Source organism: Ralstonia mojiangensis, from assembly GCF_023955645.1.
GTDB lineage: Bacteria > Pseudomonadota > Gammaproteobacteria > Burkholderiales > Burkholderiaceae > Ralstonia > Ralstonia mojiangensis.
In genome coordinates, this window is the sequence record NZ_JAMXHU010000007.1 from 91551 (window position 1) to 116523 (window position 24973).

21 protein-coding genes are annotated in these 24973 nt (G+C 63.5%); 4 read left to right on the plus strand and 17 right to left on the minus strand.

Annotated features, from left to right (window positions below; all coding sequences use genetic code 11):
- Nucleotides 1-53 precede the first annotated feature (53 nt).
- Both NG898_RS25350 and NG898_RS25355 read right to left on the minus strand, forming a co-directional pair.
- Nucleotides 54-4769 (minus strand): glutamate synthase-related protein, encoded by a 4716-nt coding sequence (locus tag NG898_RS25350; protein ID WP_252695011.1) that lies wholly within the window; start codon nucleotides 4767-4769, stop codon nucleotides 54-56.
- A 261-nt stretch (nucleotides 4770-5030) separates the two neighbouring features.
- Nucleotides 5031-5756: a transposase gene (locus tag NG898_RS25355; RefSeq protein WP_252695012.1), complete on the minus strand. Its 726-nt coding sequence runs from the start codon at nucleotides 5754-5756 to the stop codon at nucleotides 5031-5033.
- 249 nt (nucleotides 5757-6005) lie between these two features.
- Here NG898_RS25355 and NG898_RS25360 point away from each other — a divergent pair, with 249 nt between their 5' ends.
- Nucleotides 6006-6680, plus strand: coding sequence for an OmpW/AlkL family protein (locus tag NG898_RS25360; protein ID WP_252695013.1), 675 nt, complete (start codon nucleotides 6006-6008; stop codon nucleotides 6678-6680).
- Between the two features lie 226 nt (nucleotides 6681-6906).
- Here NG898_RS25360 and NG898_RS25365 read toward each other — a convergent pair whose 3' ends face one another.
- From NG898_RS25365 to pilM, 8 genes are all read right to left on the minus strand, one after another.
- Nucleotides 6907-8073, minus strand: a complete 1167-nt coding sequence (locus tag NG898_RS25365) for a deoxyguanosinetriphosphate triphosphohydrolase (protein ID WP_252695014.1) — start codon at nucleotides 8071-8073, stop codon at nucleotides 6907-6909.
- Nucleotides 8074-8092: 19 nt separating this feature from the next.
- Nucleotides 8093-9199, minus strand: a complete 1107-nt coding sequence (aroB, locus tag NG898_RS25370) for a 3-dehydroquinate synthase (protein WP_252695015.1) — start codon at nucleotides 9197-9199, stop codon at nucleotides 8093-8095.
- Nucleotides 9196-9768: a shikimate kinase gene (locus tag NG898_RS25375; RefSeq protein WP_252695016.1), complete on the minus strand. Its 573-nt coding sequence runs from the start codon at nucleotides 9766-9768 to the stop codon at nucleotides 9196-9198. The genes aroB and NG898_RS25375 overlap by 4 nt, the downstream gene beginning before the upstream one ends.
- Nucleotides 9769-9906: 138 nt before the next feature.
- Complete coding sequence (pilQ, locus tag NG898_RS25380; RefSeq protein ID WP_289813129.1) at nucleotides 9907-12063, minus strand: temperature dependent type IV pilus secretin PilQ; 2157 nt, start codon at nucleotides 12061-12063, stop codon at nucleotides 9907-9909.
- A gap of 2 nt (nucleotides 12064-12065) precedes the next feature.
- Entirely contained in the window at nucleotides 12066-12611 is a 546-nt protein-coding gene (locus NG898_RS25385) for a pilus assembly protein PilP (protein WP_252695018.1), read from the minus strand.
- Nucleotides 12608-13267 (minus strand): type IV pilus inner membrane component PilO, encoded by a 660-nt coding sequence (locus NG898_RS25390; RefSeq protein WP_027680251.1) that lies wholly within the window; start codon nucleotides 13265-13267, stop codon nucleotides 12608-12610. The genes NG898_RS25385 and NG898_RS25390 overlap by 4 nt, the downstream gene beginning before the upstream one ends.
- Before the next feature lie 2 nt (nucleotides 13268-13269).
- Nucleotides 13270-13902 carry a PilN domain-containing protein gene (locus tag NG898_RS25395; RefSeq protein WP_252695019.1) on the minus strand — a complete coding sequence of 211 codons (633 nt, stop codon included), beginning with the start codon at nucleotides 13900-13902 and terminating at the stop codon, nucleotides 13270-13272.
- A gap of 10 nt (nucleotides 13903-13912) precedes the next feature.
- Nucleotides 13913-14983 (minus strand): type IV pilus biogenesis protein PilM, encoded by a 1071-nt coding sequence (gene pilM, locus NG898_RS25400; protein ID WP_027680253.1) that lies wholly within the window; start codon nucleotides 14981-14983, stop codon nucleotides 13913-13915.
- A 452-nt stretch (nucleotides 14984-15435) separates the two neighbouring features.
- On the opposite strand from pilM, the gene NG898_RS25405 reads away from it, so the two are divergent.
- Entirely contained in the window at nucleotides 15436-17847 is a 2412-nt protein-coding gene (locus tag NG898_RS25405) for a penicillin-binding protein 1A (RefSeq protein WP_252695020.1), read from the plus strand.
- Nucleotides 17848-17916: 69 nt separating this feature from the next.
- Here NG898_RS25405 and cyaY read toward each other — a convergent pair whose 3' ends face one another.
- Nucleotides 17917-18261: an iron donor protein CyaY gene (cyaY, locus tag NG898_RS25410; RefSeq protein WP_252695021.1), complete on the minus strand. Its 345-nt coding sequence runs from the start codon at nucleotides 18259-18261 to the stop codon at nucleotides 17917-17919.
- Nucleotides 18262-18399: 138 nt separating this feature from the next.
- Between cyaY and lptM the strand changes: the two genes are divergently transcribed.
- Entirely contained in the window at nucleotides 18400-18639 is a 240-nt protein-coding gene (gene lptM, locus NG898_RS25415) for an LPS translocon maturation chaperone LptM (RefSeq protein ID WP_252695022.1), read from the plus strand.
- Between the two features lie 64 nt (nucleotides 18640-18703).
- On the plus strand, nucleotides 18704-19963 hold the full coding sequence (lysA, locus tag NG898_RS25420; protein ID WP_252695023.1) for a diaminopimelate decarboxylase: 1260 nt from the start codon (nucleotides 18704-18706) through the stop codon (nucleotides 19961-19963).
- A 63-nt stretch (nucleotides 19964-20026) separates the two neighbouring features.
- Here the strand turns inward: lysA and msrQ are convergent, their stop codons facing one another.
- The 6 genes from msrQ to ccsB form a co-directional block, all read right to left on the minus strand.
- Complete coding sequence (gene msrQ / locus NG898_RS25425) at nucleotides 20027-20683, minus strand: protein-methionine-sulfoxide reductase heme-binding subunit MsrQ (protein WP_252695024.1); 657 nt, start codon at nucleotides 20681-20683, stop codon at nucleotides 20027-20029.
- Nucleotides 20684-20690: 7 nt separating this feature from the next.
- Complete coding sequence (msrP, locus tag NG898_RS25430; RefSeq protein WP_252695025.1) at nucleotides 20691-21686, minus strand: protein-methionine-sulfoxide reductase catalytic subunit MsrP; 996 nt, start codon at nucleotides 21684-21686, stop codon at nucleotides 20691-20693.
- A gap of 93 nt (nucleotides 21687-21779) precedes the next feature.
- Nucleotides 21780-22640 (minus strand): anti-sigma factor family protein, encoded by an 861-nt coding sequence (locus NG898_RS25435; protein ID WP_252695026.1) that lies wholly within the window; start codon nucleotides 22638-22640, stop codon nucleotides 21780-21782.
- Nucleotides 22641-22648: 8 nt separating this feature from the next.
- Nucleotides 22649-23221 (minus strand): RNA polymerase sigma factor, encoded by a 573-nt coding sequence (locus NG898_RS25440; RefSeq protein ID WP_252695027.1) that lies wholly within the window; start codon nucleotides 23219-23221, stop codon nucleotides 22649-22651.
- A 25-nt stretch (nucleotides 23222-23246) separates the two neighbouring features.
- On the minus strand, nucleotides 23247-23675 hold the full coding sequence (locus NG898_RS25445) for a COG4315 family predicted lipoprotein (protein ID WP_252695028.1): 429 nt from the start codon (nucleotides 23673-23675) through the stop codon (nucleotides 23247-23249).
- Nucleotides 23676-23783: 108 nt separating this feature from the next.
- Nucleotides 23784-24971 (minus strand): c-type cytochrome biogenesis protein CcsB, encoded by a 1188-nt coding sequence (gene ccsB / locus NG898_RS25450; protein WP_092975806.1) that lies wholly within the window; start codon nucleotides 24969-24971, stop codon nucleotides 23784-23786.
- Nucleotides 24972-24973 lie beyond the last annotated feature (2 nt).

Sequence of the window (24973 nt, forward strand, 5' to 3'; positions counted from 1 at the left end):
GCGGCGGGAGCCGATCATCGATCGACAACCCGCCAAGTCGCTTGGAATCAGGTTCAGGCGGCGATCTGTTCGCGGCCCGCTTCCTGTTCGCGCTCGTACATCTCGGTCAGTGCGCGCTTGTACTCGGTCGGGAAGACCTTGACGAAGCGACGGCGCGCGTTGTTCCAGTCGGCCAGCAGTTCTTTGGCACGCTCGGAGCCGGTGTAGCGGAAGTGTTTTTCCACCAGCGCCTTGAGCAGTTGCTCGTCGAGCACGCGCTCGCCGTTCACCTTGTGCCAGGTCGACGGGGTATGCGCCTTCTCCTGGTCTGCCGCCGAAAGCACGGATTCCAGTGCGACCTGCGCCGTGTTGCAGCGCTTGTCGAACAGGCCGTCTTCGTCATAGACGTAGGCAACGCCGCCCGACATGCCTGCCGCGAAGTTACGGCCGGTGGTACCCAGCACAACGACGGTGCCGCCGGTCATGTATTCGCAGCCGTGGTCGCCCGTGCCCTCCACCACCGTGGTGGCGCCGGAGTTGCGCACCGCAAAGCGTTCGCCGGCCACGCCGTTGAAGAACGCCTCACCGGCCAGCGCGCCGTACAGCACGGTGTTGCCGACGATGATGTTGTTGGTCGGCTCACCGCGGAACTCGTGCGGCGGGCGCACGATCACGCGGCCGCCCGACAGACCCTTGCCCACGTAGTCGTTGCCGTCGCCCACCAGGTCCAGCGTCACGCCGTGTGCCAGGAACGCACCAAACGACTGGCCAGCCGTGCCCTGCATCTGCACGTGGATCGAGTCATCAGGCAGACCTTCATGGCCGTAGCGCTTGGCCACTTCGCCCGACAGCATCGCGCCCACGGTGCGGTTGACGTTGCGCACCGGCTGGATGAACGACACGCGCTCGCCCTTTTCCAGCGCAGCCTTGGCCTTCTCGATGAGCTGGTGATCCAGTGCGCGATCAAGACCATGGTCTTGCACGTCGACCTGATAGCACGGCTCGCCTTCCTTCTTGGCCGGCTGGTAGAAGATGCGCGCGAAGTCCAGGCCGCGGGCCTTCCAGTGTTCGATGCCGGACTTCGTGTCGAGCAGGTCCGCGCGACCAATCAGTTCGTTGAACGTGCGGATGCCCAGTTGCGCCATGATTTCGCGCACTTCTTCGGCCACGAAGAAGAAGTAGTTCACCACGTGCTCGGGCTTGCCCGAGAACTTCTTGCGTAGCACCGGATCCTGCGTCGCCACGCCCACCGGGCACGTGTTCAGGTGGCACTTGCGCATCATGATGCAGCCTTCAACCACCAGCGGTGCGGTGGCGAAGCCAAATTCATCGGCGCCCAGCAGTGCACCGATCGCCACATCGCGGCCGGTCTTCATCTGGCCGTCGGCTTGCACGCGGATGCGGTTGCGCAGGCCGTTGAGCATCAGCGTCTGCTGCGTCTCGGCCAGGCCCAGCTCCCACGGCGTGCCGGCATGCTTGATCGACGACCACGGCGAGGCACCGGTACCACCGTCATGACCGGCGATCACCACGTGATCGGCCTTGGCCTTGGCGACACCTGCTGCCACCGTGCCGACGCCCACTTCCGACACCAGCTTGACCGACACGTCCGAACGCGGATTCACGTTCTTCAGGTCGTGAATGAGCTGTGCCAGATCTTCGATCGAGTAAATGTCGTGGTGCGGCGGCGGCGAGATCAGGCCAACGCCCGGCACCGCGTAACGCAGCTTGCCGATGTAATCCGTCACCTTGTGGCCGGGCAGCTGGCCGCCTTCGCCAGGCTTGGCGCCCTGCGCCATCTTGATCTGGATCTGATCAGCCGAAGCCAGGTACTCAGCCGTCACGCCAAAACGGCCCGACGCCACCTGCTTGATCTTCGAGCGCAGCGAATCGCCTTCCTGCAGCTCCAGATCGCGCTCGACCACTTCGCGGCCGATCACGTCCGACAGCTTCGTGCCCTGCTTGATGGGAATGCCGCGCAGTTCGTTGCGGTAACGGCGCTCGTCTTCGCCGCCTTCGCCCGTGTTCGACTTGCCGCCGATGCGGTTCATCGCCACGGCCAGCGTGGTGTGCGCCTCGGTCGAAATCGAACCCAGCGACATGGCGCCGGTAGCAAAGCGCTTGACGATCTCCTTGGCCGGCTCAACTTCTTCCAGCGGAATCGCACGTGCCGGGTCCACCTTGAACTCGAACAGACCGCGCAGCGTCATGTGGCGCTTGCTCTGATCGTTGATGAGGTTCGCGTATTCCTTGTACGTCTGGTACGAATTCGCGCGCGTCGCGTGCTGCAGCTTGGCGATCGAATCCGGCGTCCACATGTGCTCTTCGCCGCGGACGCGGTAGGCGTATTCGCCACCGGCATCCAGCATGTTCGCCAGCACCGGCGCATCGCCAAAGGCATCGCGGTGCAGGCGCAGCGCCTCTTCAGCCACCTCGAAGATGCCGATGCCGCCGACGTTCGATGCGGTGCCGTGGAAGTACTTGTCGACCAGCTCACGCGACAGGCCGATCGCTTCGAAGATCTGCGCGCCCGTGTACGACATGTACGTCGAGATGCCCATCTTGGACATCACCTTGTGCAGGCCCTTGCCGATCGCCTTGGTGAAGTTGTAGATGGCTTTCTCGGCGGTCAGGCCCAGACCCGGCGCCAATTCGGCGAGCGTCTCCATCGCCAGGTACGGGTGCACGGCTTCTGCGCCGTAGCCGGCCAGCAGCGCGAAGTGGTGCACTTCGCGGGCCGAACCCGTTTCAACGACCAGACCCGTGCTCGTGCGCAGGCCCTTCTCTACCAGGTGATGGTGGATGGCGGACGTGGCCAGCAGCGCCGGAATGGCGGCCTGCTTCTCGTCGACCGCGCGGTCCGACACGATCAGGATGTTGTAGCCCGACTTGACCGCGTCGACGGCCTCTGCGCACAGCGAGGCCAGGCGCGCCTCGATGCCTTCCTTGCCCCACGCCACCGGATAGCAGATGTCCAGCTCATAAGACATGAACTTGCCGCCGGTGTAGTGCTCGATGTTGCGGATCTTCGCCATGTCCTTGAAGTCCAGCACGGGCTGGCTCACTTCAAGGCGCATCGGCGGGTTGATGTTGTTCAGCTCAAGCAGGTTCGGCTTCGGCCCGATGAACGAGACGAGCGACATCACCACGTTTTCGCGGATCGGGTCGATCGGCGGGTTCGTGACCTGCGCGAACAGTTGCTTGAAGTAGTTGTAAAGCGTCTTGTTCTTGGACGACAGCACGGCCAGCGGGCTGTCATTGCCCATGGAGCCCGCGGCCTCTTCGCCGTTGGCGGCCATCGGGGTCATCAGGAACTTGACGTCTTCCTGCGTGTAGGCGAAGGCCTGCTGGCGGTCCAGCAGCTTGGCGGCCGGCTTCGTCTCGGCAGCCACGTCTTCGGGCTTCGCGTCCAGCTCGTCGAGCTTGATGCGCACGGCATCGATCCAGCTCTTGTACGGCTTGGCGTTGGCCAGGTTGTCCTTGAGTTCCTTGTCGTCGATGATGCGGCCCTGCTCCATGTCGATCAGGAACATCTTGCCTGGCTGCAGGCGCCACTTCTTGACGATGCGCGACTCGGGAATCGGCAGCACGCCGGCTTCCGAGGCCATCACGACCATGTCGTCGTCGGTCACGTAATAGCGCGCCGGACGCAAGCCGTTACGGTCGAGCGTCGCGCCGATCTGGCGGCCGTCGGTAAAGCAGATGGCGGCGGGGCCGTCCCACGGCTCCATCATCGCGGCGTGGTATTCGTAGAATGCGCGGCGGTTGTCGTCCATCAGCGTGTGCTGTTCCCACGCTTCCGGAATCATCATCATCATCGCCTGGGCCAACGGGTAGCCGGCCATCGTCAGCAGTTCGAGACAGTTGTCGAACGATGCGGTATCCGACTGGCCCGGATAGATCAGCGGCCACAGCTTGGGCAGATCATCGCCCAGCACCGGCGACGAGATGCCCCCCGTACGCGCGTTGATCCAGTTGACGTTGCCCTTGACGGTGTTGATTTCGCCGTTGTGCGCGACCATGCGGTACGGGTGCGCCAGTTCCCAGGCCGGGAACGTGTTGGTCGAAAAACGCTGGTGCACCAGCGCCAGCGCCGACACCGTACGCGGGTCTGCCAGGTCCTGGTAATAGCGGCCCACCTGCTCGCACAACAGCAGGCCCTTGTAGACGATCGTGCGCGCCGACATCGACGGCACGAAGTATTCCTTACCGTGCTTGAGCTTGAGCGCCTGGATCGCGTGGCTGGCGGTTTTGCGGATCACGTACAGCTTCCGCTCCAGCGCGTCGGTGGTCATGATGTCGCGGCCGCGCCCGATGAAGATCTGGCGGATCACCGGCTCAGTCTTCTGCACCGTCGGCGACATCGGCATGGTCTTGTCGACCGGAACATCGCGCCAGCCCAGCACGACCTGGCCTTCCAGACGCACGGTGCGCTCGAGTTCCTGTTCACAGGCCAGACGCGACGCGTGCTCCTTCGGCAGGAAAATCATGCCGACGCCGTATTCGCCGGCCGGCGGCAGATTGATGCCCTGCTTCGCCATCTCTTCACGGAAGAACTGGTCGGGAATCTGCAGCAGGATGCCCGCGCCGTCGCCCATCAGCGGGTCAGCACCGACAGCGCCCCGGTGGTCGAGGTTGTGCAGGATACGCAGGCCCTGCTGGACGATCTCGTGGCTCTTCTTGCCCTTGATGTGAGCGACGAAGCCGACGCCGCAAGCGTCGTGTTCATTGGTCGGGTCATACAGACCCTGGGCCGACGGTGCGGCGGCGGGGAAGGAATGTTGTTCCACGGCGATCTTCCGATGTTGTGGGTACAGCGCGCCGCAGAAAGCCCTCGCGAACGTGCGAATGCGGTGGCAGACAGGCAATGGCGCGCCGCACCATGAATGCGGGGTGAAACGAATATAAAAGAGTGGCCCGTAACAGGCAAAAGTTTTTAAATGGGGTCAGATTCAATTAACAAATGCACGACAACAGTGCGGGTTAATTAATGGGGACAGATTAAATGCGGCCGCAATGTTACGGCTCAGCGTGACAGCTCCACTACCGCGCTATTCGGTGCGCGCGCTGTCCTCCGCTTCCACTTCCGCGAGTTGGCGGGGTGGTCGCCCCTTGGGCAATGGCGCAACCCGGCGGCCGCCGGCGCGTGCCAGCGTCGCGAGAAACGCCTCGTTTCCGAGTGGCCAGCCGCTGTGCACGTGCTGGCGAATCTGCGCCAGCTGGTCTGAACCCAGACCTTCATGCCACAACGTTCGATAGCGCGACTGGCGCTCGAAAGGCGTATTGCCAAGCCGCCAATAACAATAGTGGTCACTCACCCACGGAATGGATTGGATGCCCACATGATGACGATATGTGCTCCATCGGTCGTCTTCCGGCGTGCTGACAAGACCCGCGCGCACGGCGTTGGATTCCACGTACAACAGCATCGGCAAGACCCATTCGGCCGGGTCCAGCACGGTCGAGCGGAAACGCCCTTCCCACAGCGTTCCGCTGCGATCAGCGGCGGCGTTGAAGTACCGCGTATAGCGTCGTCCGACCGCCTGCAGCGTGCGCGAAAGGCTGTCCGCCACCTTGGGCGTCCCCACCAGATGAACGTGATTCGGCATCAGCGAGAAGCCATGGACGGCGAAGTCGTGCTCGCGCGCGGCCATGCGCAACGTGTCGAGATAGAACGCGTAGTCGTCGTCGCCGCGAAAAACGATCTGGCGGTTGTTGCCGCGCTGCAACACGTGCACAGGAACATCGGTAGGGCTGAGGCGAGGCAGGCGGGCCATGGAACAGACAGGGCGGCGAAAAGCGCCATCGTAGCCTGAACCCAGCGAACCTGTCCCCAATTTTTAGCAGGCAAACGCTTGCATGGGGCTGTCGCGCGGAGGCGACGGCAGAGTTTGCGTGCCGTCAAATTGGCGACCGTCCACGGCATCGACGACGGGGTGAACTTGATCCCGAGCAAATCGGCCAAGCAACTTCCCCGCGAGACTGGCTCCCATCACATCACGAGACAACACGAGAGGGAGCGATTCATGGCTTTTCACCGCCTAGCCGCCGTAGCTGTAGCCGCCGGAATGCTTGCCGCCGGATTCGGCCAGACTGCCTTTGCGCAGAGCACGGACTTGCCGCCGGCCACCGGCAACTGGATGGTGCGCCTGCGCGCCGTCAACCTGACAGCCGCCAACAAATCCGACGCGGTGCCGGCGCTGGCCATTCCGGCTGACGCCATTCAGATCAACAACAAGGTCCTGCCCGAGCTGGACATCTCGTACTTCTTCACGCCGCACCTCGCGGCCGAGCTGATCCTGACTTACCCGCAACAACAGGACGTCACGGTCATGCAAAGCGCGCTGGGCGGCCCGACCAAGATCGGCAGCTTCCGCCACTTGCCGCCCATCCTGACGATGCAATACCACTTCACGCCTGAGTCGCGCTTCAAACCGTACGTGGGCGCGGGCATCAACTACACGCGCATCTCGAATGTGAATCTGCAGGTGCCGGGCGTTGGTTCGCTGGACCTCAGCAAAAACAGCTTCGGCCCTGCGCTGCAGGCCGGCTTCGACTATCGCCTGACCGAACGCCTCTACTTCAACGTCGACCTGAAAAAGACCTGGATCAGCGCCGACGTGAAGATGGCCGGCCAGACCATCAGCAAGGTGAAGGTTGACCCGTGGCTGCTGGGCGTCGGCCTGGGCTATCGCTTTTAAGGGAGGGAGATCAGCGAACTGACACTGTCCTGATCGACTTTTACCGACGTGCCGCAGGGGCCGTCGACGGCGGGGGCGCTCGTCGGCGGTGGTTGGCGCGTTCGGCCCGGCATGCGTTGGGGCGGCCGGGCATTTTTTTTTGGGCGCTTGATTTTGATCTGGCTTCAGATCGATTGGGAGCTAGGCGGGCGGATAGCGGCCCGAACGGTAACGGTACAGCCGTTACTCAAGCTGCATCAACGGCAAAGATGCGGCGATGTTCCTTGATAGCGTAACGATCCGTCATGCCGGCGATGTAATGCGCAATCCAGCGCGGCTGCTCTTCGGGGTTGGCTTTCGCCTGATACTGCGGCGGCAGCAGACGCGGGTCGTCCGTAAAGGCGCGGAACAGATCGTCGATGATGCGGCGCGCCTTGGCGGCCATGCGCATCACGAGGTAATGCCGATACAGGTTGTCAAACAGGAAGCGCTTGAGCGCGCGCGCCTCTTCGCGCATCGGGTCGGAGAACGCGACGAGCGCTGGTGCGGCACGCACATCGTCGATACATTGCGGCGCAACGTCAGCAATGCCGGCACGCGTGGTGCCGATCAGATCGACGATCAGCGCGTTGATGATGCGGCGAATGGTTTCGTTGATCAGGCGCCGGCCGCTGACATTCGGGAACGCGGCCTCGGCCTCGCGCCGATGGACGGCCCATAGCGGCACGCCTTCGAGTTGCTCCAGCGTAATCAGGCCGGAACGCAGGCCATCGTCGATATCGTGGTTGTTGTACGCAACCTCATCAGCGAGGTTGGCAAGCTGGGCTTCCAGTGAAGGCTGTTGCCCCTCGAGAAAACGCCGCCCCAGGTCACCCAGCGTGGCCGCGTTGTTGCGCGAGCAATGTTTGAGGATGCCCTCGCGCGTTTCGAACGTCAGGTTCAGACCATCGAAACCGCCGTAGCGCTCCTCCAGCCGATCGACCACCAACAAGCTCTGGAGGTTATGTTCAAAGCCGCCGTACGGCTTCATGCAGTCGTTGAGCGCGTCCTGCCCTGCATGGCCGAACGGCGTGTGGCCCAGATCGTGTGCCAACGAAATTGCTTCGACTAGGTCTTCGTTCAGACGCAGGCTGCGGGCAATCGAACGAGCAATCTGCGCGACCTCGAGACTGTGCGTGAGCCGCGTTCGGAACAGATCGCCCTCGTGATTCACGAAGACCTGCGTCTTGTATTCGAGGCGCCGAAACGCGGTGCTGTGGATGATGCGATCGCGGTCGCGCTGGAACTCTGTGCGCGACGTGGATGGCGGCTCGGCGTGTACGCGGCCGCGCGTCTGCGCCGAATGTGCGGCGTAAGGGGCGAGTGGGCCTTCGAGGTCGAACGGCGCGGAAGGCAAAGCGGATCGGTCGTTCATCGGGCCATCTCGTCTTGTCTCAGGCGACGGGCGCTTCGGTCGGTGGTCGCAGCACGGCGTGCTGCAAGGTGGCGCGCAAGTCGGCGTCGGGCACCGTGGTCACGAACGCCTGGCCCAGCTTGCGCAGCAGCACGAATTTGATCTCGCCGGCTTCGGCCTTCTTGTCGACGCGCATCAGGTCGATGAAGCGATCAACGCCGAGGTCCGGCGCCACCGTCGGCAGGTCGGCCGCACGCGTGAGCGCAGTGATGCGGTTGCGCGTGTCGATATCGATAAAGCCCAGACGATGCGACAGGTCTGCCGCCATCACCATGCCGCAGCCGACGGCTTCGCCATGCAGCCATTCGCCGTAGCCCAGACCGGCCTCGATGGCATGGCCGAAGGTATGGCCGAAATTGAGGGTGGCGCGCAGGCCAGTTTCACGCTCGTCCTGGGCAACGACAGCCGCCTTGATGCGCACCGAGCCACGCACGGCTTCGGCCATCAGGTCGGTATCGCACTCATTGAGGCCCTTGATGTTCTGTTCGATCCAGGCGAAGTAATCGGCATCGGCGATCGCGCCGTGCTTGATGACCTCGGCCATACCGGCAGCCAGCTCGCGTGCCGGCAAGGTGCGCAGCGTATCGATATCGGCCAGCACCGCCTGCGGCTGGTGGAACGCGCCGATCATGTTCTTGCCCAGCGGATGGTTGATGCCCGTCTTGCCGCCCACAGACGAATCGACCTGCGACAGCAGCGTCGTCGGCACCTGGATGAACGGCACACCGCGCATGTAGCAGGCCGCGGCAAAGCCGGTCATGTCGCCGACTACGCCGCCGCCCAGCGCGATCAGCGTGGTCTTGCGGTCGGCGCCTGCCGTCAACAGCGCATCAAAGATGCGGTTGAGCGTGTCCCACTTCTTGAACGACTCGCCATCGGGCAGGACAACCGTGTCGACTGCCTTGCCAAGCGAACGGATGGCCGCCTCGACCTGGGCTGCATAAAGCGGTGCGACGGTCTCGTTGGTGACGATCACAGCACGCGTGCCGCGAATGTGGGAGGCGAACAACTCAGCCTTGGACAGCAGCCCCGAGCCGATATGAATCGGATAGGCGCGATCGCCAAGGTCAACATCAACGGTAATCATGACTGAGGGGAGACTTGCGAGGGGGAGGAGGCGCCCGCGGGCGGCACAACAATGCCGGCCACCTCGAGTTGCATCAGGACCATATTAACAAGCTGGGCGACAGTAGGCTTGCCCGTTTCGATGACAAAGTGCGCCACGTCACGGTACAGCGGGTCACGGACCGCATGCAGTTCTTCGAGCTTGGCACGCGGGTTTTCGGTCTGCAGCAGTGGCCGGTTCTTGTCGTGACGCGTGCGAAGATACAGGTCATGCGGATTGGCGCGCAGATAGATCACCGTGCCACGCTCACGCAAGAACGCGCGATTCTCGGCCCGCAGCACGGCGCCGCCGCCAGTGGCCACGACCACGCCATCGCGCGAGGTGAGTTCGTCGATCATATGGGTTTCGCGATCGCGGAAGCCCACTTCGCCCTCGTGCTCGAAAATGACTGGCACACGCACGCCGCAGCGCGCTTCGATCTCGTGATCGGAGTCGAAGAACGGCAGATCGAGCCGACGCGCCACCGCCCGGCCGACCGTGGTCTTGCCCGCGCCCATCAAGCCGACGAAAAATACGTTCGAAACAGACAAAATCGCGTGAAATCAGGAATTTGAGCTTGATTGTAGTGGCATTTGGTCACCATCCTGCACAAACCCGGAAGCAGGACACAAAAAAGCCCGGCGCTCCACTCGGGAGGCCGGGCTTTCAGATCGCGATGCCGCCGCCGATTACTTCAGCGACAGTTGATCGGACAGCACTCGCGGCGTCAGAAAAACAAGCAGCTCGGTGCGGTTGTTGATCTTGTTCGTGCTCTTGAACAAATTGCCGAGCACCGGAATGTCACCCAGCAGCGGCACCTTGTTGATGTCTGTCCGCTCGTTCTGCGTGTAGATACCACCGATCACGACCGTGCCGCCGTTTTCCACCAGCACTTGCGTCTGCACGTGCTTCGTGTCGATGGCAAAGCCGTTGGTGGTCTGGATACCCACGCTGTCCTTGTTGACGTCCACATCCAGGAAGATGTTGCCGTCCGGCGTGATCTTGGGCGTCACTTCCAGCTTCAGGTTGGCCTTCTTGAACTGCACCGAAGTCGCACCGGAAGATGTCGCCTGTTGGTACGGAATCTCAGTACCTTGCTCGATCAGCGCCTTGATGTTGTCGGCAGTGACCACGCGCGGGCTGGAAACGATCTTGCCGCGGCCGTCTGCTTCCAGCGCAGAGAGCTCCAGTGCCAGGAAACGGCCGGCACCAGCATTGAACAGGCTAACGGCCACGCTGGCGGCATTCACGCCGTTGATGCCGTTGGCCGGGAAGCTGATCGCCGGGCTGTTGTCCCACGTGGCGTTTTGCGTAACCGGCGACACCACGTTGGTGTAGGTGTTGCCGTAACCAGCGCCGTTTGTCTTCGACGCGAAGCCCAGCTTGGCACCCAGGTTGCGGCTGAACGTGTCGTCCGCCTCAACGATGCGCGCCTCGATCATCACCTGGCGAACCGGAATGTCGATCTTCAGCAGGAACGCCTGCACTTCCTCCAACTTGCTCGGGATGTCCGAGACGAACAGTTGATTCGTACGCGTATCCGCTGTGAGCGAGCCGCGCTTGGACAGAATTCGCGAGGTCGTGCCACCGGCAGCACCGCCTGCTCCACCTGCGGCACCGGCACCCAGCAGCATGTTGCGCACATCGCCCGCGTTCTGATAGTTCAGGCGGAACACCTGGCTGCGCAACGGCTCCAGCTCGGTCACTTGCTGTTGCGACTCCAACTCCGCCTTTTCCTTCGTGGCCAGCTCACCGCGCGGGGCAACCCACAGCACGTTGCCGTTGCGACGCGACGCCAGGCCCTTCGAATCCAGCACGATCTGCAGTGCCTGATCCCAGGGCACATCCTTCAGACGCAGCGAGAGGGTGCCCGTCACGCTATCGCTGGTCACGATGTTGAGGTTCGTGAAGTCTGCGAAGACCTGCAGCAACGAACGCACATCGATGTTCTGGAAGTTCAGCGACAGGCGCTCACCTCGGTAGCCCGGGCCGGAAATCAGCTTGTTCGGGTCTTCCTTGGTCGGGCGCACTTCCACGACGAACTGCGTGTCGGTCTGATACGAGCTGTACTGCCAGTTGCCGCGCGGCTCGATGATCAGGCGGGCGCCGGTGCCGTTGTCGGTGGCACGCATGGCCTGCACGGGCGTGCCGAAGTCGCTCACGTCATACCGACGGCGCAGCGACTGCGGCAGCGTCGCACCGACGAAGTCGACCACGAGGTTCTGACCTTGCTGGGCGATGTTGATCGCCGAGTTGGCCGTCGACAGGTCGACCACCACGCGGCCGGCGAGATCCTCGCCGCGGCGGAAGTCAACGTTGCGCACCGCCGGGCGCTCAGCACCTGCGACGGGTGCCGGGGCCGAGAAGGTCGGCGCCGCGACAGCCGCTGCCACCGGCGCCGCTTCCAGCGTCAGCACGTACTGATTACCGCGCACTTCCGACTTGTACTGCGTCTGGCGCGACAGATCGAGCACGACGCGGGTACGGTCGCCGATCTGCACGACATTCGCCGAACGCAGCAGCTTCCCGCCGTATTGATAATTGGCGCGGCCCTGCGCGAAGCTGGCCCCGAAGAAGTCGATGGCGATGCGCGCAGGCTGCTGCGTGCTGAACTCCACCGGCTTCTGTGTCGGCGCGCTCTTGAGCGTAACCGTCACCACGGTGGATTCACCGGCCGTGGCCTGCTCCACCTTTTCGATCGTGTTGCCGGAGACGGCCGCTGCAGGCGCGGCCTGCTGAGCGACGGCCTGACCGGCCACCAGAACCAAGCACAGCGAAAGCCATGCCACCGCGCCCCCCCGGGCCACTCGGGTTGCCTGCGACAGGCCGCCCTTCACAAGACGCATCGTCATTGCGCGCTCTCCTGAACTTTCAGGGTCGTCATTTTTTCTTTCCATTCGGTCGTGCCTTCGCGCACCAGCTCACGCAGGGTGAGTTCCTGGTCTCCGATGCGGACGATGCGACCATAGTTTTGTCCGATGTACTGCCCCACATGCACATGCTGCGTCTTGTCCCCGACAGACAGGACACCTTCCGTCTCGCCATTGCGCTTCATCGTCCCGACCAGCTTGAAGGCTTCCAGCGGATAGTCTTCGAGCGGCTCGCGACGGCGATTCGGTTCCGGCGATTCGTTCTGCGCGCGCGAAAGTTCTGCCACCTTCTGCACGCTGAACGGATCAGTCTGCTTGGTGGTCGTGTATTCGCGCGGCGCGTAAGGCTTGGGCTCGGGCAGCGGCGGCACGGTCGTACTGACGCTCTGGCGCGCTTGCTGCATCCATTGCTGCAGTTCGTCGTCTTCGCTCGCGCCGCAGGCCGTCAGCACGACGGCGAAGCACAGCGGCGACAGACGCAGAACGTGCGACATGCGGCGACGGCTCATGGTGCGGCCCCTCATTTGGCGCCTCCCTTGGCAGCGGCATTCGCCTTGCGCTGAGCCGCCTGCTCATCGGCGTCAAGCGCCCGGTAGGCTTCAGCGCGCGTTTCCATCACCATGCCGCCATCCTTGGTGCCCGTCAGCGAGATGTTCTGCAACGTGACGATGCGCGACAGCGCGGCCACGTCGGCAGCAAAGAGTGCCATGTCGTGATAGCGGCCATTCACCTTCACCGCCACCGGGATCTCAGCGTAGTAAGGCTTGATCACCGCGCCGGATGGGCGGAACAGATCGAAGGTCAGCCCACGCGCGATACCGGCATGGTTGACGTCGGCCAGCAGCGCGTCCATCTCGGTCTTGTTGGGCAATTGCAGCTCGAGCTTGGCGACACGCTGCTCCACCTCGGCCTTCTGCTTGCGCAGGGCTTCGAGGTTCACCACCTGCGCGAGCTTGCTCTGGTATGCCGCCTTGAGGTTGTCCTGCTCGGTGCGCTTGGCGTCGCGTTCGTCGAACTTGCCACTCCAGTAGAACTGCCAACCCAGGCCGATCACCAGCACGGCCGAGAGAATCATGAACAGGATGCGCGGCGCGATCGGCCACGTTTCCGGCTCATTCAGGTTCAGGCCACGGAACTGGCTGACCAAGTCTTCCAGCGAAATTTCGGTCGAGAGCGCCATGGTTATTTCCCCGCCGTGGCCGCACCCGGCTTGGCCGGCGCTGCCGGCTCGGCCTTCCATTGGAAGCGGATCGTGAAGTTGAACAAGCGGCGCTGTTCCTTCAGGTTGTTCGTCATGGTGGTGGCCACCGATTCACCCAGCTCTGCATGATCCAGCCAGGGCACCGCACCCAGGTTGCGCAGCAGGTCCGACACGCGCTCGTTGGACTGCGCCACACCCGATACGGTGTAACGCTCGCCATCCTGCTTGAGCGAGGTGAGATAGATGCCGTCCGGCACCTGACGCACCAGTTCCTCGAGCAACTGCACCGGGCGGTTGCGCTGGTTCTGCAGGCTTTCCACCGCTTGCTGACGTTGCAGCAGGTCGTCGATGTCCTTCTTGAGGGTGTTGACCTCGGCGATCTGCTTGTCCATCTCCGCGTTCTTCTGCGTGAGGATGTCGTTGATGCGTTGCGCCTCTTCGGTCTGGTGATCGATCACCATGCCGCCCAGGAACACCACCACAGCGCCCGCAACGGCAGCGCCGCCCAGGCTCATGAAGACTTTTTTGCGCTTACCAGCGCGTCGCTCTGCGTGATACGGCAGCAGATTGACGTTCGGGAGCGCATTCACGGCATTCGCGCTTTCATTGGCCATCGTCTGCTCCTTATTGCAGCCCGCGCAGGGCAAGACCCGCGCTGACGATGTAGGCCGGCAGATCGCGCTGCAGATAGCGCGCGTTGACGTTCTTGGCCGCGCCCATATTGGCGAACGGATTGGCCAGCGTCGTATTGATCTGCGTCTGCTGCTGGATGGCGGTCTGCACGCCCAGCAACGATGCGTGGCCGCCCGACAGCACGATCTCGTCGACGCGGCCGACGCTCGAGGTCGACAGGAAATTCTGGATGGCCTGACCGACTTCCATGGCCAGCGTCTCAAGCGAGGGCTTGAGCAGCTGGCTGCGGTATTCGTCGGGCAGCGTGTTCTTGCGCTTCTTCACCTCGGCCTTAAGCAGATCGAGGGAAAACAGACGCGAAATGCTCTGCGTAAGCTGGTCGCCCGAGCCCGACATCGGCTGCTCGTACAACTCCTTCCAGCCTTGGTAGAACAATGCGTGCGAGCGCGCACCGCCCAAGTGGAACATCGCCACGACGGGCATGTCGCGCGTCTCGGTTTCCGTGGCGTCGGGCTTGACGGCCAGCATGTGCGTCATGGCGCGCTGGATGGCGTTCTCTTCCACGTCCATGACGATTGCTTTCAGGCCGGCCATCTCGGCGGCAGTGACGCGCTCGGTCACGCGCTCGGAGACCGTTGCCGTGACACGCACGCCGATCCCGCCTTCGGTTTCGGACGGGCCGATCACGACATAGTCGAAATTGACGTTCTGCGAGGGCGGAAACAGCCGATTGGCTTCGCTCTCGACCTGCACGAAGAGCTCGTCTTCGGTCAGGTTGTCGGGCAGGCTGACGGTTTGCGATTCCGTCAGGCTTGCAGGAATGGCAAGCACGGCTTCCTTACCGCGGATGCCGGCCTTGGCGATGGCACGCTTGAGCGCATTGCCCACCGCATCGATATTCACCAGATTGCCGTCAGCGACGGCACTGCGTTCAATCAGCTCGCTGGCGCATTTTTCGAGACGGAAATCCCCCTGCTTGCCGTTGGCGGACAACTCCACCACCTTGACGCTGGAAGACCCGATATCTATCCCGACGATATTGCGGCGCAGCAGGCCGGACAACAAACCCCGTCGCACAGAGACACCCCACCGTTTATAGTTTTTTGAACCCTGGCGCCCGTCGCAAATCCAACGTGCGCCATAGCCTGCTTAGATTTGCTGCTGGATTCTCACAAAATCCTTTAGAACAGGCAAACGCTCAGACAGACCGCGATGCATTTCGCGCCATGCCCTTCCGAAAGCGTTGTCAAAACCCCACGGTCGGGGGATACCCCTTTCGTCTGACTTGATTTCCGCTCCGTCTACTTCTATCGGCGGATTCTTAGCCGCCTTGAATCAAGGGGCGGCCGGCGCACAATCCGCCCGCACGGTGAGCATGACGCGGCGCACAAGTGCAGTCGCGTGCGCTGACGTGACACTGGTTACGTGCTGTTACGTCCGATGCCGCCGGCCCCTCGAAGCCTCGACGATATAATCGCCGCCACGCTGACTGACACCCCCGGTGCCCACCTGTAATGGCTACTGCCCAAACCACCCCTGCTTCGCCCAAGCCGCCCAAAGCCCGCCGCCCGCTGTGGGCGCGACTGCTTCTCTGGATGCTCGGCCTGTTCGTTGCCATGGGGGTCGTCGGAGCGCTGCTGCTGGGCTATGCCCTGCTCGTCGCCGCGCCCAACCTCCCGTCGCTCGACGCCATCACCGATTACCGCCCGAAGATCCCGCTGCGCGTGTACACCGCCGACAACGTCCTCATCGGCGAATTCGGTGAGGAGCGCCGCAGCTTCGTGCCGATCACGCAGATGCCCGACGTAATGAAGCGCGCGGTGCTGGCCATCGAGGATGACCGTTTCTACGAGCACGGCGGCGTCGACTTCATCGGCGTGCTGCGCGCGGGCTTGGCGAATCTGCACGGCGGCCTGTCGCAGGGTGCGTCGACCATCACGATGCAGGTGGCGCGCAACTTCTTCCTGTCGAGCGAGAAGACATACACGCGCAAGATCTACGAGATGCTGCTCTCGTACAAGATCGAGGCGAGCCTGACAAAGGATCAGATCCTTGAGCTGTACATGAACCAGATCTACCTGGGCCAGCGCGCGTACGGCTTTGCCAGCGCCGAACAGATCTACTTCGGCAAGAACATCAAGGACATCACCCTGGCCGAAGCGGCCATGCTCGCCGGCCTGCCCAAGGCCCCGTCGGCGTACAACCCGGTGGTGAACCCGAAGCGCGCCAAGGTGCGTCAGGAATACATCCTGCAGCGCATGCGCGACCTGCACTACATCACGCCGGAGCAGTACACCCAAGCCATCAATGAGCAACTGCCGGTGCGTGGCGAGGGCCATGAGTTCGACGTGCACGCCGAATACGTCGCCGAAATGGTGCGTCAACTCATGTACGCACAGTACCGTGAAGAAACCTACACGCGCGGCCTGAACGTCTACACCACGCTGCGCAAGGCCGACCAGGATGTCGCGTATCAATCCGTGCGCCGCGGCATTCTCGACTACGAGCGCCGTCACGGCTATCGCGGCCCCGAAGCGTTCATCGATCTCCCCTCCGACGCGGAAGAGCGCGAACAGGCCATCGACGACGCCCTGCTTGAACATCCGAACAGCGACGATCTGCAATCGGCCGTGGTGGTAAGCGTGACGCCCAAGCTGGTGCGCGCGACGATGCTCACCGGTGAGACGATCGACCTGGCCGGCGATGGCCTGCGCTTTGCACAGGCGGCGCTGTCGAACAACGCGCAGCCGAAGATCAAGCTGCGCCCGGGTGCGGTGATCCGCGTGATTCAGGACACGAAGACGCAGAAGTGGTCGATCACCCAACTGCCGGAAGTCGCCTCGGGCTTCATCTCGCTGGACCCGCAGACGGGCGCGATCTACTCGATGGTCGGCGGCTTCGATTTCAACCGCAGCAAGTTCAACCACGTCACGCAGGCCTGGCGCCAGCCGGGTTCCAGCTTCAAGCCGTTCATCTACTCGGCGGCGGTGGACAAGGGTTTCTCGCCGTCTACGGTCATCAACGACGCGCCGCTCTCCATCCCGACCGGCGACACCGGCGGCCAGGTGTGGGAGCCGAAAAACTACGGCGGCGGCTACGACGGCCCGATGACGATGCGCCGCGCGCTGCAAAAGTCGAAGAACCTGGTGTCGGTGCGCATCTTGCGCGCGATTGGTACGCAGTACGCGCAGCAGTACATCACCCGCTTCGGGTTCGACGCCGATCGGCACCCGGCCTATCTGCCGATGGCACTGGGCGCGGGTTCAGTGACGATGCTCCAGATGGCAAGCGGCTACTCGGTGTTCGCCAACGGCGGCTACCGCGTGAACCCATACATCATCGATCGCGTGGTGGATGCGCGCGGCACCGTCGTGCAGCAGAGCCATCCGATGACCGCCGGCAAAGACGCTGTGCGCGTGATCGATCCGCGCAACGACTTCATCATGGATTCGCTGCTGCGCAGCGTGGTGTCGAACGGCACGGGCTACCAGGCCAAGGTCAAGCTGGGCCGCAACGACATGGCCGGCAAGACCGGTACCACCAACGACTCGTTCGACGCCTGGTTCTGCGGCTACACGCCCAAGCTAGTTGGCGTGGCCTGGATGGGCTACGACAACCCGCGCAGCCTGGGCGATCGTGAAACCGGTGGTGGCTTGGCCCTGCCGATCTGGATCAACTACATGGGCTACGCGCTCAAGGGTGAGCCCCAGACCGAGCGTCAGCCGCCCGAAGGCGTCGTGCAGATGGCCGGCGACTGGGCCTACGAGGAATACGCCAACGGTCAGGGCGTCGCTTCGGTCGGCCTGGGTGATGCCATGCCGGGAGCATCCGCACCGGCCGGCGACCAGCCGCAGCCAGGCGTCAATCTGGCGCCGACGCAGGAACAGGAGAAGCAGAAGATTCTCGACATGTTCCGCGGCAACTGAACGTCGCGCCCATGAAAAAGCCGCCCTTCGGGGCGGCTTTTTCTTTGGTATCCGACGAGAACGTTGCGCTCAGCCGGCGGCCAATGTCACATCCACATCGCTTTGCTGGCTGACATAGCGCGACAGCGCGACGTACAGTTCTTCCTTGCTGCGCGTGTCGACCCAGCGGCCGTCATCACTGCGGCGGAAGTGGAAGCCGCCAGCACGCGCGGCCACCCACAGTTCCTGCATCGGCGCCTGGCTGTTGATGATGATTTTGGAGCCATCGTCGAATTCAAGCGTGAGCACATTACCGGTACGGTTGACCTCGATGTCGGCATCGGCCTCGTCGGCGGCCATCTCGACGATGCTTTCGATGCGGGCAAGTTCCGCTTCGGCCAGCGCCAGGAACTCCGATTCGCTCAGGGGGGGCATGCTACACTCCAAAATCTCGCGCGGACGTTGCGTGGCGGCCATTTCCGGCCCGTCCTGACCAGCAGGCGCCTCGTCCCATATGACTCCGATCGCCGCAAGGGTCACACCCCTGGGGCCTCCTTTCTGCACCATCATCCGATGATACGAACCGCCGCCATTGTAGCCACTGTCGGCCTGACCCTGACGGTCGCAGGCCTATCCGGCTGCGGGATTCGCGGGCCGCTGTACATGCCCAAGGTGCCGCCGGCGCCAACCGCGCCGCCAACCACCGACCCCGGCATCGCCGGCCCGAACGCCGTGCCGCAGCCGCCGGTGCCGGGCGCCAAGCCCGCCGCTGCCGATGCCGATGCCGCCAGCGCGGTGCCCGCGAACCGCTGATTCCGTCTTTTTTGCTCAACCGGCGCCGCCCTTAACCAGGGCTGCGCCCAGAATGTTCCCACTCATGTCCGAGTCCCTGATTCGCCAGGAAGGCGCGCTGATGATCGAAGGCGTCGCGCTGGACGCGATTGCCGCGCAGTTCGGCACGCCCACCTACGTGTACTCGCGCGCCGCACTCACGGCCAACTACCGCGCCTACGCCGCCGCATGCGAAGGCCGCAACGCGCATGTGCAGTACGCCATGAAAGCCAACTCGAACCTCGCCGTGCTGCAGGTGTTCGCGCAGCTTGGCGCAGGCTTTGACATCGTTTCCGCCGGTGAGCTCAAGCGCGTGCTGGCCGCCGGTGCGCCGGCCTCGAAGGTGGTGTTCTCGGGCGTGGGCAAGAGCGCGGACGAAATGCGCTTCGCGCTGGAAGTCGGCGTGGCGTGCTTCAACGTGGAGTCGATTCCCGAGCTGCACCGCCTGAACGACGTGGCCGCCTCGATGGGCAAGGTCGCGCCCGTGTCGCTGCGCATCAACCCGGACGTGGATGCCAAGACGCACCCGTATATCTCGACGGGCCTGAAGGGCAACAAGTTCGGGGTGGCGTTTGACGAAGTGCTTCCGACGTACCGCGCGGCCGCTGCAATGCCGAACCTGCGCGTGGTCGGCATCGACTGCCATATCGGCTCGCAAATCACCGAGGTGTCGCCGTATCTGGATGCACTGGACAAGGTGCTCGACGTGGTGACGCAACTGGATGCTGAGGGCATCCGCCTGTCGCACATCGATGTGGGCGGCGGTTTGGGCATTACCTATACGGACGAGACGCCGCCGGATATCACCGCCTTCGCGCGCACGCTGCTGGACCGCGTCGAGCAACGCGGCTTTGGCGATCGCACCGTGCTGTTCGAGCCGGGCCGCTCGCTGGTGGGCAACGCGGGCCTGCTGCTCACGCGCGTCGAATACCTCAAGCCTGGCGCGAGCAAAAACTTCTGCATCGTCGATGCGGCCATGAATGATCTCGCCCGCCCCGCGATGTACGAGGCGTATCACCACATCGTGCCGGTGCGCGAAGGTCAGAGCGCGCCGGTCGTCTACGACGTCGTGGGCCCGGTATGCGAATCCGGTGACTGGCTCGGCCGCGATCGTTCGCTGGCAGTGCAGCCGGGCGACGTGCTGGCGATCCTGTCGGCCGGCGCGTACGGTTTCACGATGAGTTCGAACTACAACACGCGCAATCGCGCCGCCGAAGTCATCGTCGATGGCGACAAAGTCCACTTGGCACGCGAGCGCGAGTGCTTTGAAGACTTGATCCGCGGCGAGCATCTGTTCCCCGCGTAAGCCCGCCCCCGCAAAGAAAAAGCCGACGCACAAACGTCGGCTTTTTTATGGGCGCGATCAGCGTCAATCGCGCGCAGGCATCGCTGCTCCAGCCATCGCACCGCGCTGCGAGCGCCACGCCCACCACACCCGCAACCCAAGCAGCACCGTCATCACTGCGGCGTAGATCGACACCTCGGCAAAGTCGTGCTTGCCGGCCTTGTGCCACCAGTAATGCAGGATGCCGAGCACGCCCGTCACGTAAACAAGCCGGTGCAGCCACTGCCAGCGCTTGCCGCCAAGCCTGCGCACCATCGCGTTGGTCGACGTGGCGGCCAGCGGAATCATCAGCACGAACGCCGAAAAACCAACGGTGATGAAAGGCCGCTTGACGATGTCCTTGAGCATCGACGCTGGATCAAGCCCGCGGTCCACCAGCAGCCAGATCAGGAAGTGGATCGAGCCGTAGAAGAACGTGTACAGCCCAAGCATGCGGCGAAGCCGGATCAACCAGTTCATACCCGTGATCCGGCGCAGCGGCGTGATGGCCAGCGTGCAGCACAGCAGCACCAGCGTCCACGTACCGGTCGAGCGCGTGACGAACTCCAGCGGATTCGGCCCGAACTGATCGGTCGCGCCCAGGAAGACGATGCGCAGGAACGGCAGGAGCGCAACGACCCAAGCGATCGCCTTCACCACACGCAACTGCTTGGGCGGCAACATCGGCGGCAGCAGTGTCATGTCGGCCTCAGAAGTTCTTGCGCAGGTCCATGCCCGCGTACAGCGGCGCGACCTGCTCGTAGCCGTTGAACATCAGCGTCTTGCGCTTGGGCGCGAACAGGCCGCCGAAGCCGCCTTTGTCCTCGCCGATGCGGCGTTCAGTGGCTTGGCTCCAGCGCGGGTGATCCACGGTCGGGTTCACGTTGGAATAGAAGCCATATTCGTTCGCCGCAGCAAGGTTCCAGCTCGTCGGCGGCTGCTTGTCGACAAAGCGGATCTTGACGATGGACTTTGCGCTCTTGAAGCCGTACTTCCACGGCACGATCACGCGCACGGGCGCACCGTTCTGATTTGGCAGCACCTGGCCGTAGAGCCCGAAGGTGAGCAGTGCCAAAGGATGCATCGCCTCGTCCAGGCGCAGGCCTTCGCTATACGGCCACTCCAGGACGGGGCTGCTGATTCCAGGCATCTGCCGCTTGTCGGCCAGCGAGATGAACTGGATGTACTTGGCGCTACCCTGAGGCTCCACACGCTTGATCAACTCGGCCAGCGGAAAGCCCACCCAGGGAATCACCATCGACCAGCCCTCGACGCAACGCAAGCGATAGACGCGCTCTTCCATCGGCGCGAGCTTCATCAGGTCGTCCAGGTCGTAGGTTTTGGGTGTCTTCACCAAGCCCTCCACGCTGACTTGCCACGGATGCGGGCGCAGCGTGCTGGCATAGCGCGCCGGGTCGGCCTTGTCGGTGCCGAACTCGTAGAAGTTGTTGTACGTGGTGACTTGGTCGTACGGGGTGGCTTTCTCCACGGTCGTGTACGCGGGATTCGGCTTGCCGGCCAACTTGGCTAGCGACGGGTTGGCGGCAAAGGCCTCGCGCGACGCCCAGGGCGTCAGCGTTGCGCCGGCAGCGCCCAAGGCGGCAGCGGCCAAAAAGCGGCGGCGCTGCTCGAAGATGTGCTGCGGTGTGATCTCGCTGGCGGGAATGTCGTCGCCACGCAGCCAGCGGTCAGTCTTGATCAACATGATTCGTGGTCCTCGTTGTGCGGGAACGCTGTCCCATGTGCGTTGGTCGTGCCCGCGCCGCCAACCTGACAAAGCGCGGAAAAAAATATCGCGTTAATCCTTGCGGGACGCTGGCCCGGTGAATTCGCTGTACTGCCGATAGACCACCTGGGCCACTTCCAGCAACTGCGGGCGCGCCAGCGGGCCGGCGACGGCAAACCCGAGGCCGCGATCGGCCCAGTAGAACGCCATCGGTGGCGGGTGATCCACAGCAGGATGAATCGCCTGCAGCACGCGGTTGTCCGGGGCGAGCGTCTCCAGCCGGAAGCCCGTATCGCGGTTGTTCGGCATGCGCCGCAACTGCACGGAGATACGCGTGCCGCCCGGCCCCTCGTACATCAGCATGGCCGTAGGTGCATCAGCCACCACCGTCTGGCGCCCGCCGATGAGCCGGTAGCCGAGCGACGTCAGGTCGGGAACGCGCAACTGTGCATCGAGCCGCCGCGACAACCATGTGACGAGATGCGCCTCTTCATCAGCCGGCACTTCCACCATGTGTTTCGACTCGGGAGAAAAGACGACGTGCGATACGAGTGCATCGTTGGCGAAACGCTGCATGGGCATGGTGCGCTCGACGGCACCTCGGCTCAGCCAACCGGCACCCGAGCCAATGGCTAGGCACGCGACGCCCAGCGCCACCACGCTCCAGCCGCGCATCGCGCCAAAACCGGTGGCCATGGGGCGACGTGCGGCGGCGAGTATCTCCGCCGGAATACGACGCTGCGGCACCGGTTCGTTGAGCAGCGGGTCGAGCGCTTGGTGCAATTGAGCGTCCGCCTTGCGCCAGCCGGCGACCTCGGCGGCGGCACCCGGGTGCGCAGCAAGATAGGCCTCTACGGCAGCGCGGCGCGCCGCGGGCAACCGGCCGTCGGCATAGGCGTGAAGTTCGTCGATATGAATGGAATTGGAGGACATGGCGAGCCTCACTTCACGCGGTGCAGCGATGCGCTGCTGCCGTCGCCAGATGCCGCAGGTGCACGCGATGCTTCGGGCGAACCGTCGAGCGCCACACGCATCCGCTCACGCGCCCGCGACAGCCGCGACATCACCGTGCCCACCGGCACGCCCAGCACGTCGGCGGCTTCCTTGTAGGCAAACTGCTCCAAGCCCACCAGCAGCAGTACAGCGCGTTGATCTTCGGGAAGCGTCGCCAGCGCACGCAGCAGATCACGGCGCAAGCCGGGATCGTCGTCGACGGGAATCTCGGGGGGTGAGTCGCTCAGCTCGATCCGATCGGGCCGGCGCACGGCGTTCAGGTGCAGCCGATGCATGATGGTGAGCAGCCAGGCAAACAACCCGTCGCCCTCGCCCTTCGCCCCGATCTGCCCGATCGGACCAAGCCGGGGCCGCAGCTGGAAGCGCCAGCGGTAACGCCAGGCGCGTTCCAGCGTGTCCTGGACAAGATCGTCAGCACGACTGGCGTCACGCATCAGGCCGCGCGCGTGTCGGCGCAGGCGTGGTGTGAGCGCAATCAGCCGGCTGGCCAGGTCGGACATAGGGACGCGAACGACGGCGGCGCGCTTACGGCTTGGCGACGTGCCAAACGTTCATGAAGCCGTCTCCGGTCTGGTCGCCCGGCATCTTGTCCTTGCTCCAGAGGTAGAGCGGCTTGCCGCGATAGGCCCACTGTTTCTTGCCGTCGTCTCGCGTGATGATGGTGTAGTCGCCGGACGGCTTGTCAGCGTCATTGGCTGCCAGCGGCGGCCAGTTCTCGGCGCACTTGCCGTTGCAGGCGCTCTTGCCAGCCATAGCGTCACGGTCGAACGTGTAAAGCGCCATGCCGTGCTCATCTGTGAGCGTGCCATTGGTCACCTTGACGGCCGACGGTGCGGACGACGCGCCCATGCCCATGCCGCTGCAGCCTGCCAAACCGAATGCGGCAAGCAGCGCGGCGCCGGCCAACGCGGCGCGCGGGTTGAACAACTTCAGGGAAGCTGCAGACTGGCTCATCTTGTTCTCCTTGGATGGAGAGGCGCGCCGATCGCGCCCTCACTGAGCAGTAAACACGCTAGGCGCGTCTTTATTCCAGTCTGCCGAGAATTTTTTGTGACTTGCGGCTTACAGTTCGCCGTAGCTGTGCAGGCCCGAAAGGAACATGTTCACGCCCAGGAAGGCGAACGTCGTCACCAACAGGCCAATCAGCGCCCACCAGGCTGCCATGCGACCGCGCAGCCCTTTCATCAGGCGCATGTGCAGCCACGCGGCGTAGTTCAGCCAAACGATCAGCGCCCAGGTTTCCTTCGGGTCCCAGCTCCAGTAGCCGCCCCAGGCGTCAGCTGCCCACAGCGCACCGAGAATCGTGGCGATGGTGAAGAACGCAAAGCCCACGGTGATGGCCTTGTACATCACGTCGTCCAGCACTTCGAGCGACGGGAGGCGATCGGCCAGCACGCCGCGCTCCTTCAGCAGATAAGCCGCACCGACCATGGCCGACAACGCGAACGTGCCGTAACCGATGAAATTGGCCGGTACGTGGATTTTCATCCACCAGCTCTGCAGTGCCGGCACCAGCGGCTGGATCTCCTGCGCGCTGCGCGACACCGTGTACCACAGCAGAAAGCCCACCGCCGCCGACACCACCAGCATCACGAACGGCCCCAGCGCGCGCGTCTTGTAACGCTGCTCGTAGTACAGATAGAAGAGCGAGGTGATCAGCGTAAAGAGGATGAACACCTCATACAGATTCGAGATAGGGATGTGGCCAATGTCTGCGCCCACCAGATACGACTCGTACCACCGCACCAGCATGCCGGTCAGGCCGAGCACCACGGCTGCCCAGCACAGCTTGCTGCCGATCGATCCACCCGCCTCCCAGCGCAGCAGAAAACCCGTCCAGAAAAACAGCGTGGACAGGAAGATCAGCGCGCTCATCCACAGGATGGCCGACTGGCTGGCAAGGAAATACTTGAGGAAGAAGGCGTGCTCGGCCCGGGCGAGATCCGGGCCATTGGCGCCGGCGTATTGCGAGATACCGAACAGCGCCAACACGGCGATGCCAATCATCAACACGCGCACCGGCTTCCACGTCCAGCCCAGCCATGCGAAGGCGGGCACGGCGGCGACGAGAATGCCGCGCTCGTAGCCATCCATATAAGCGCCATAGCGGGAGAAGGCATAACCAGCCCCGGCCGCCAGCATTGCAGCAAACAGCCAGTCAAACCAGCCTAGGCGACGGAAATACGATGGGCGTTGCAGCGCGCCCAGATCGGCGCTCGCCATGGTCGTTTGGGGATTGCTCGCTTCCATCA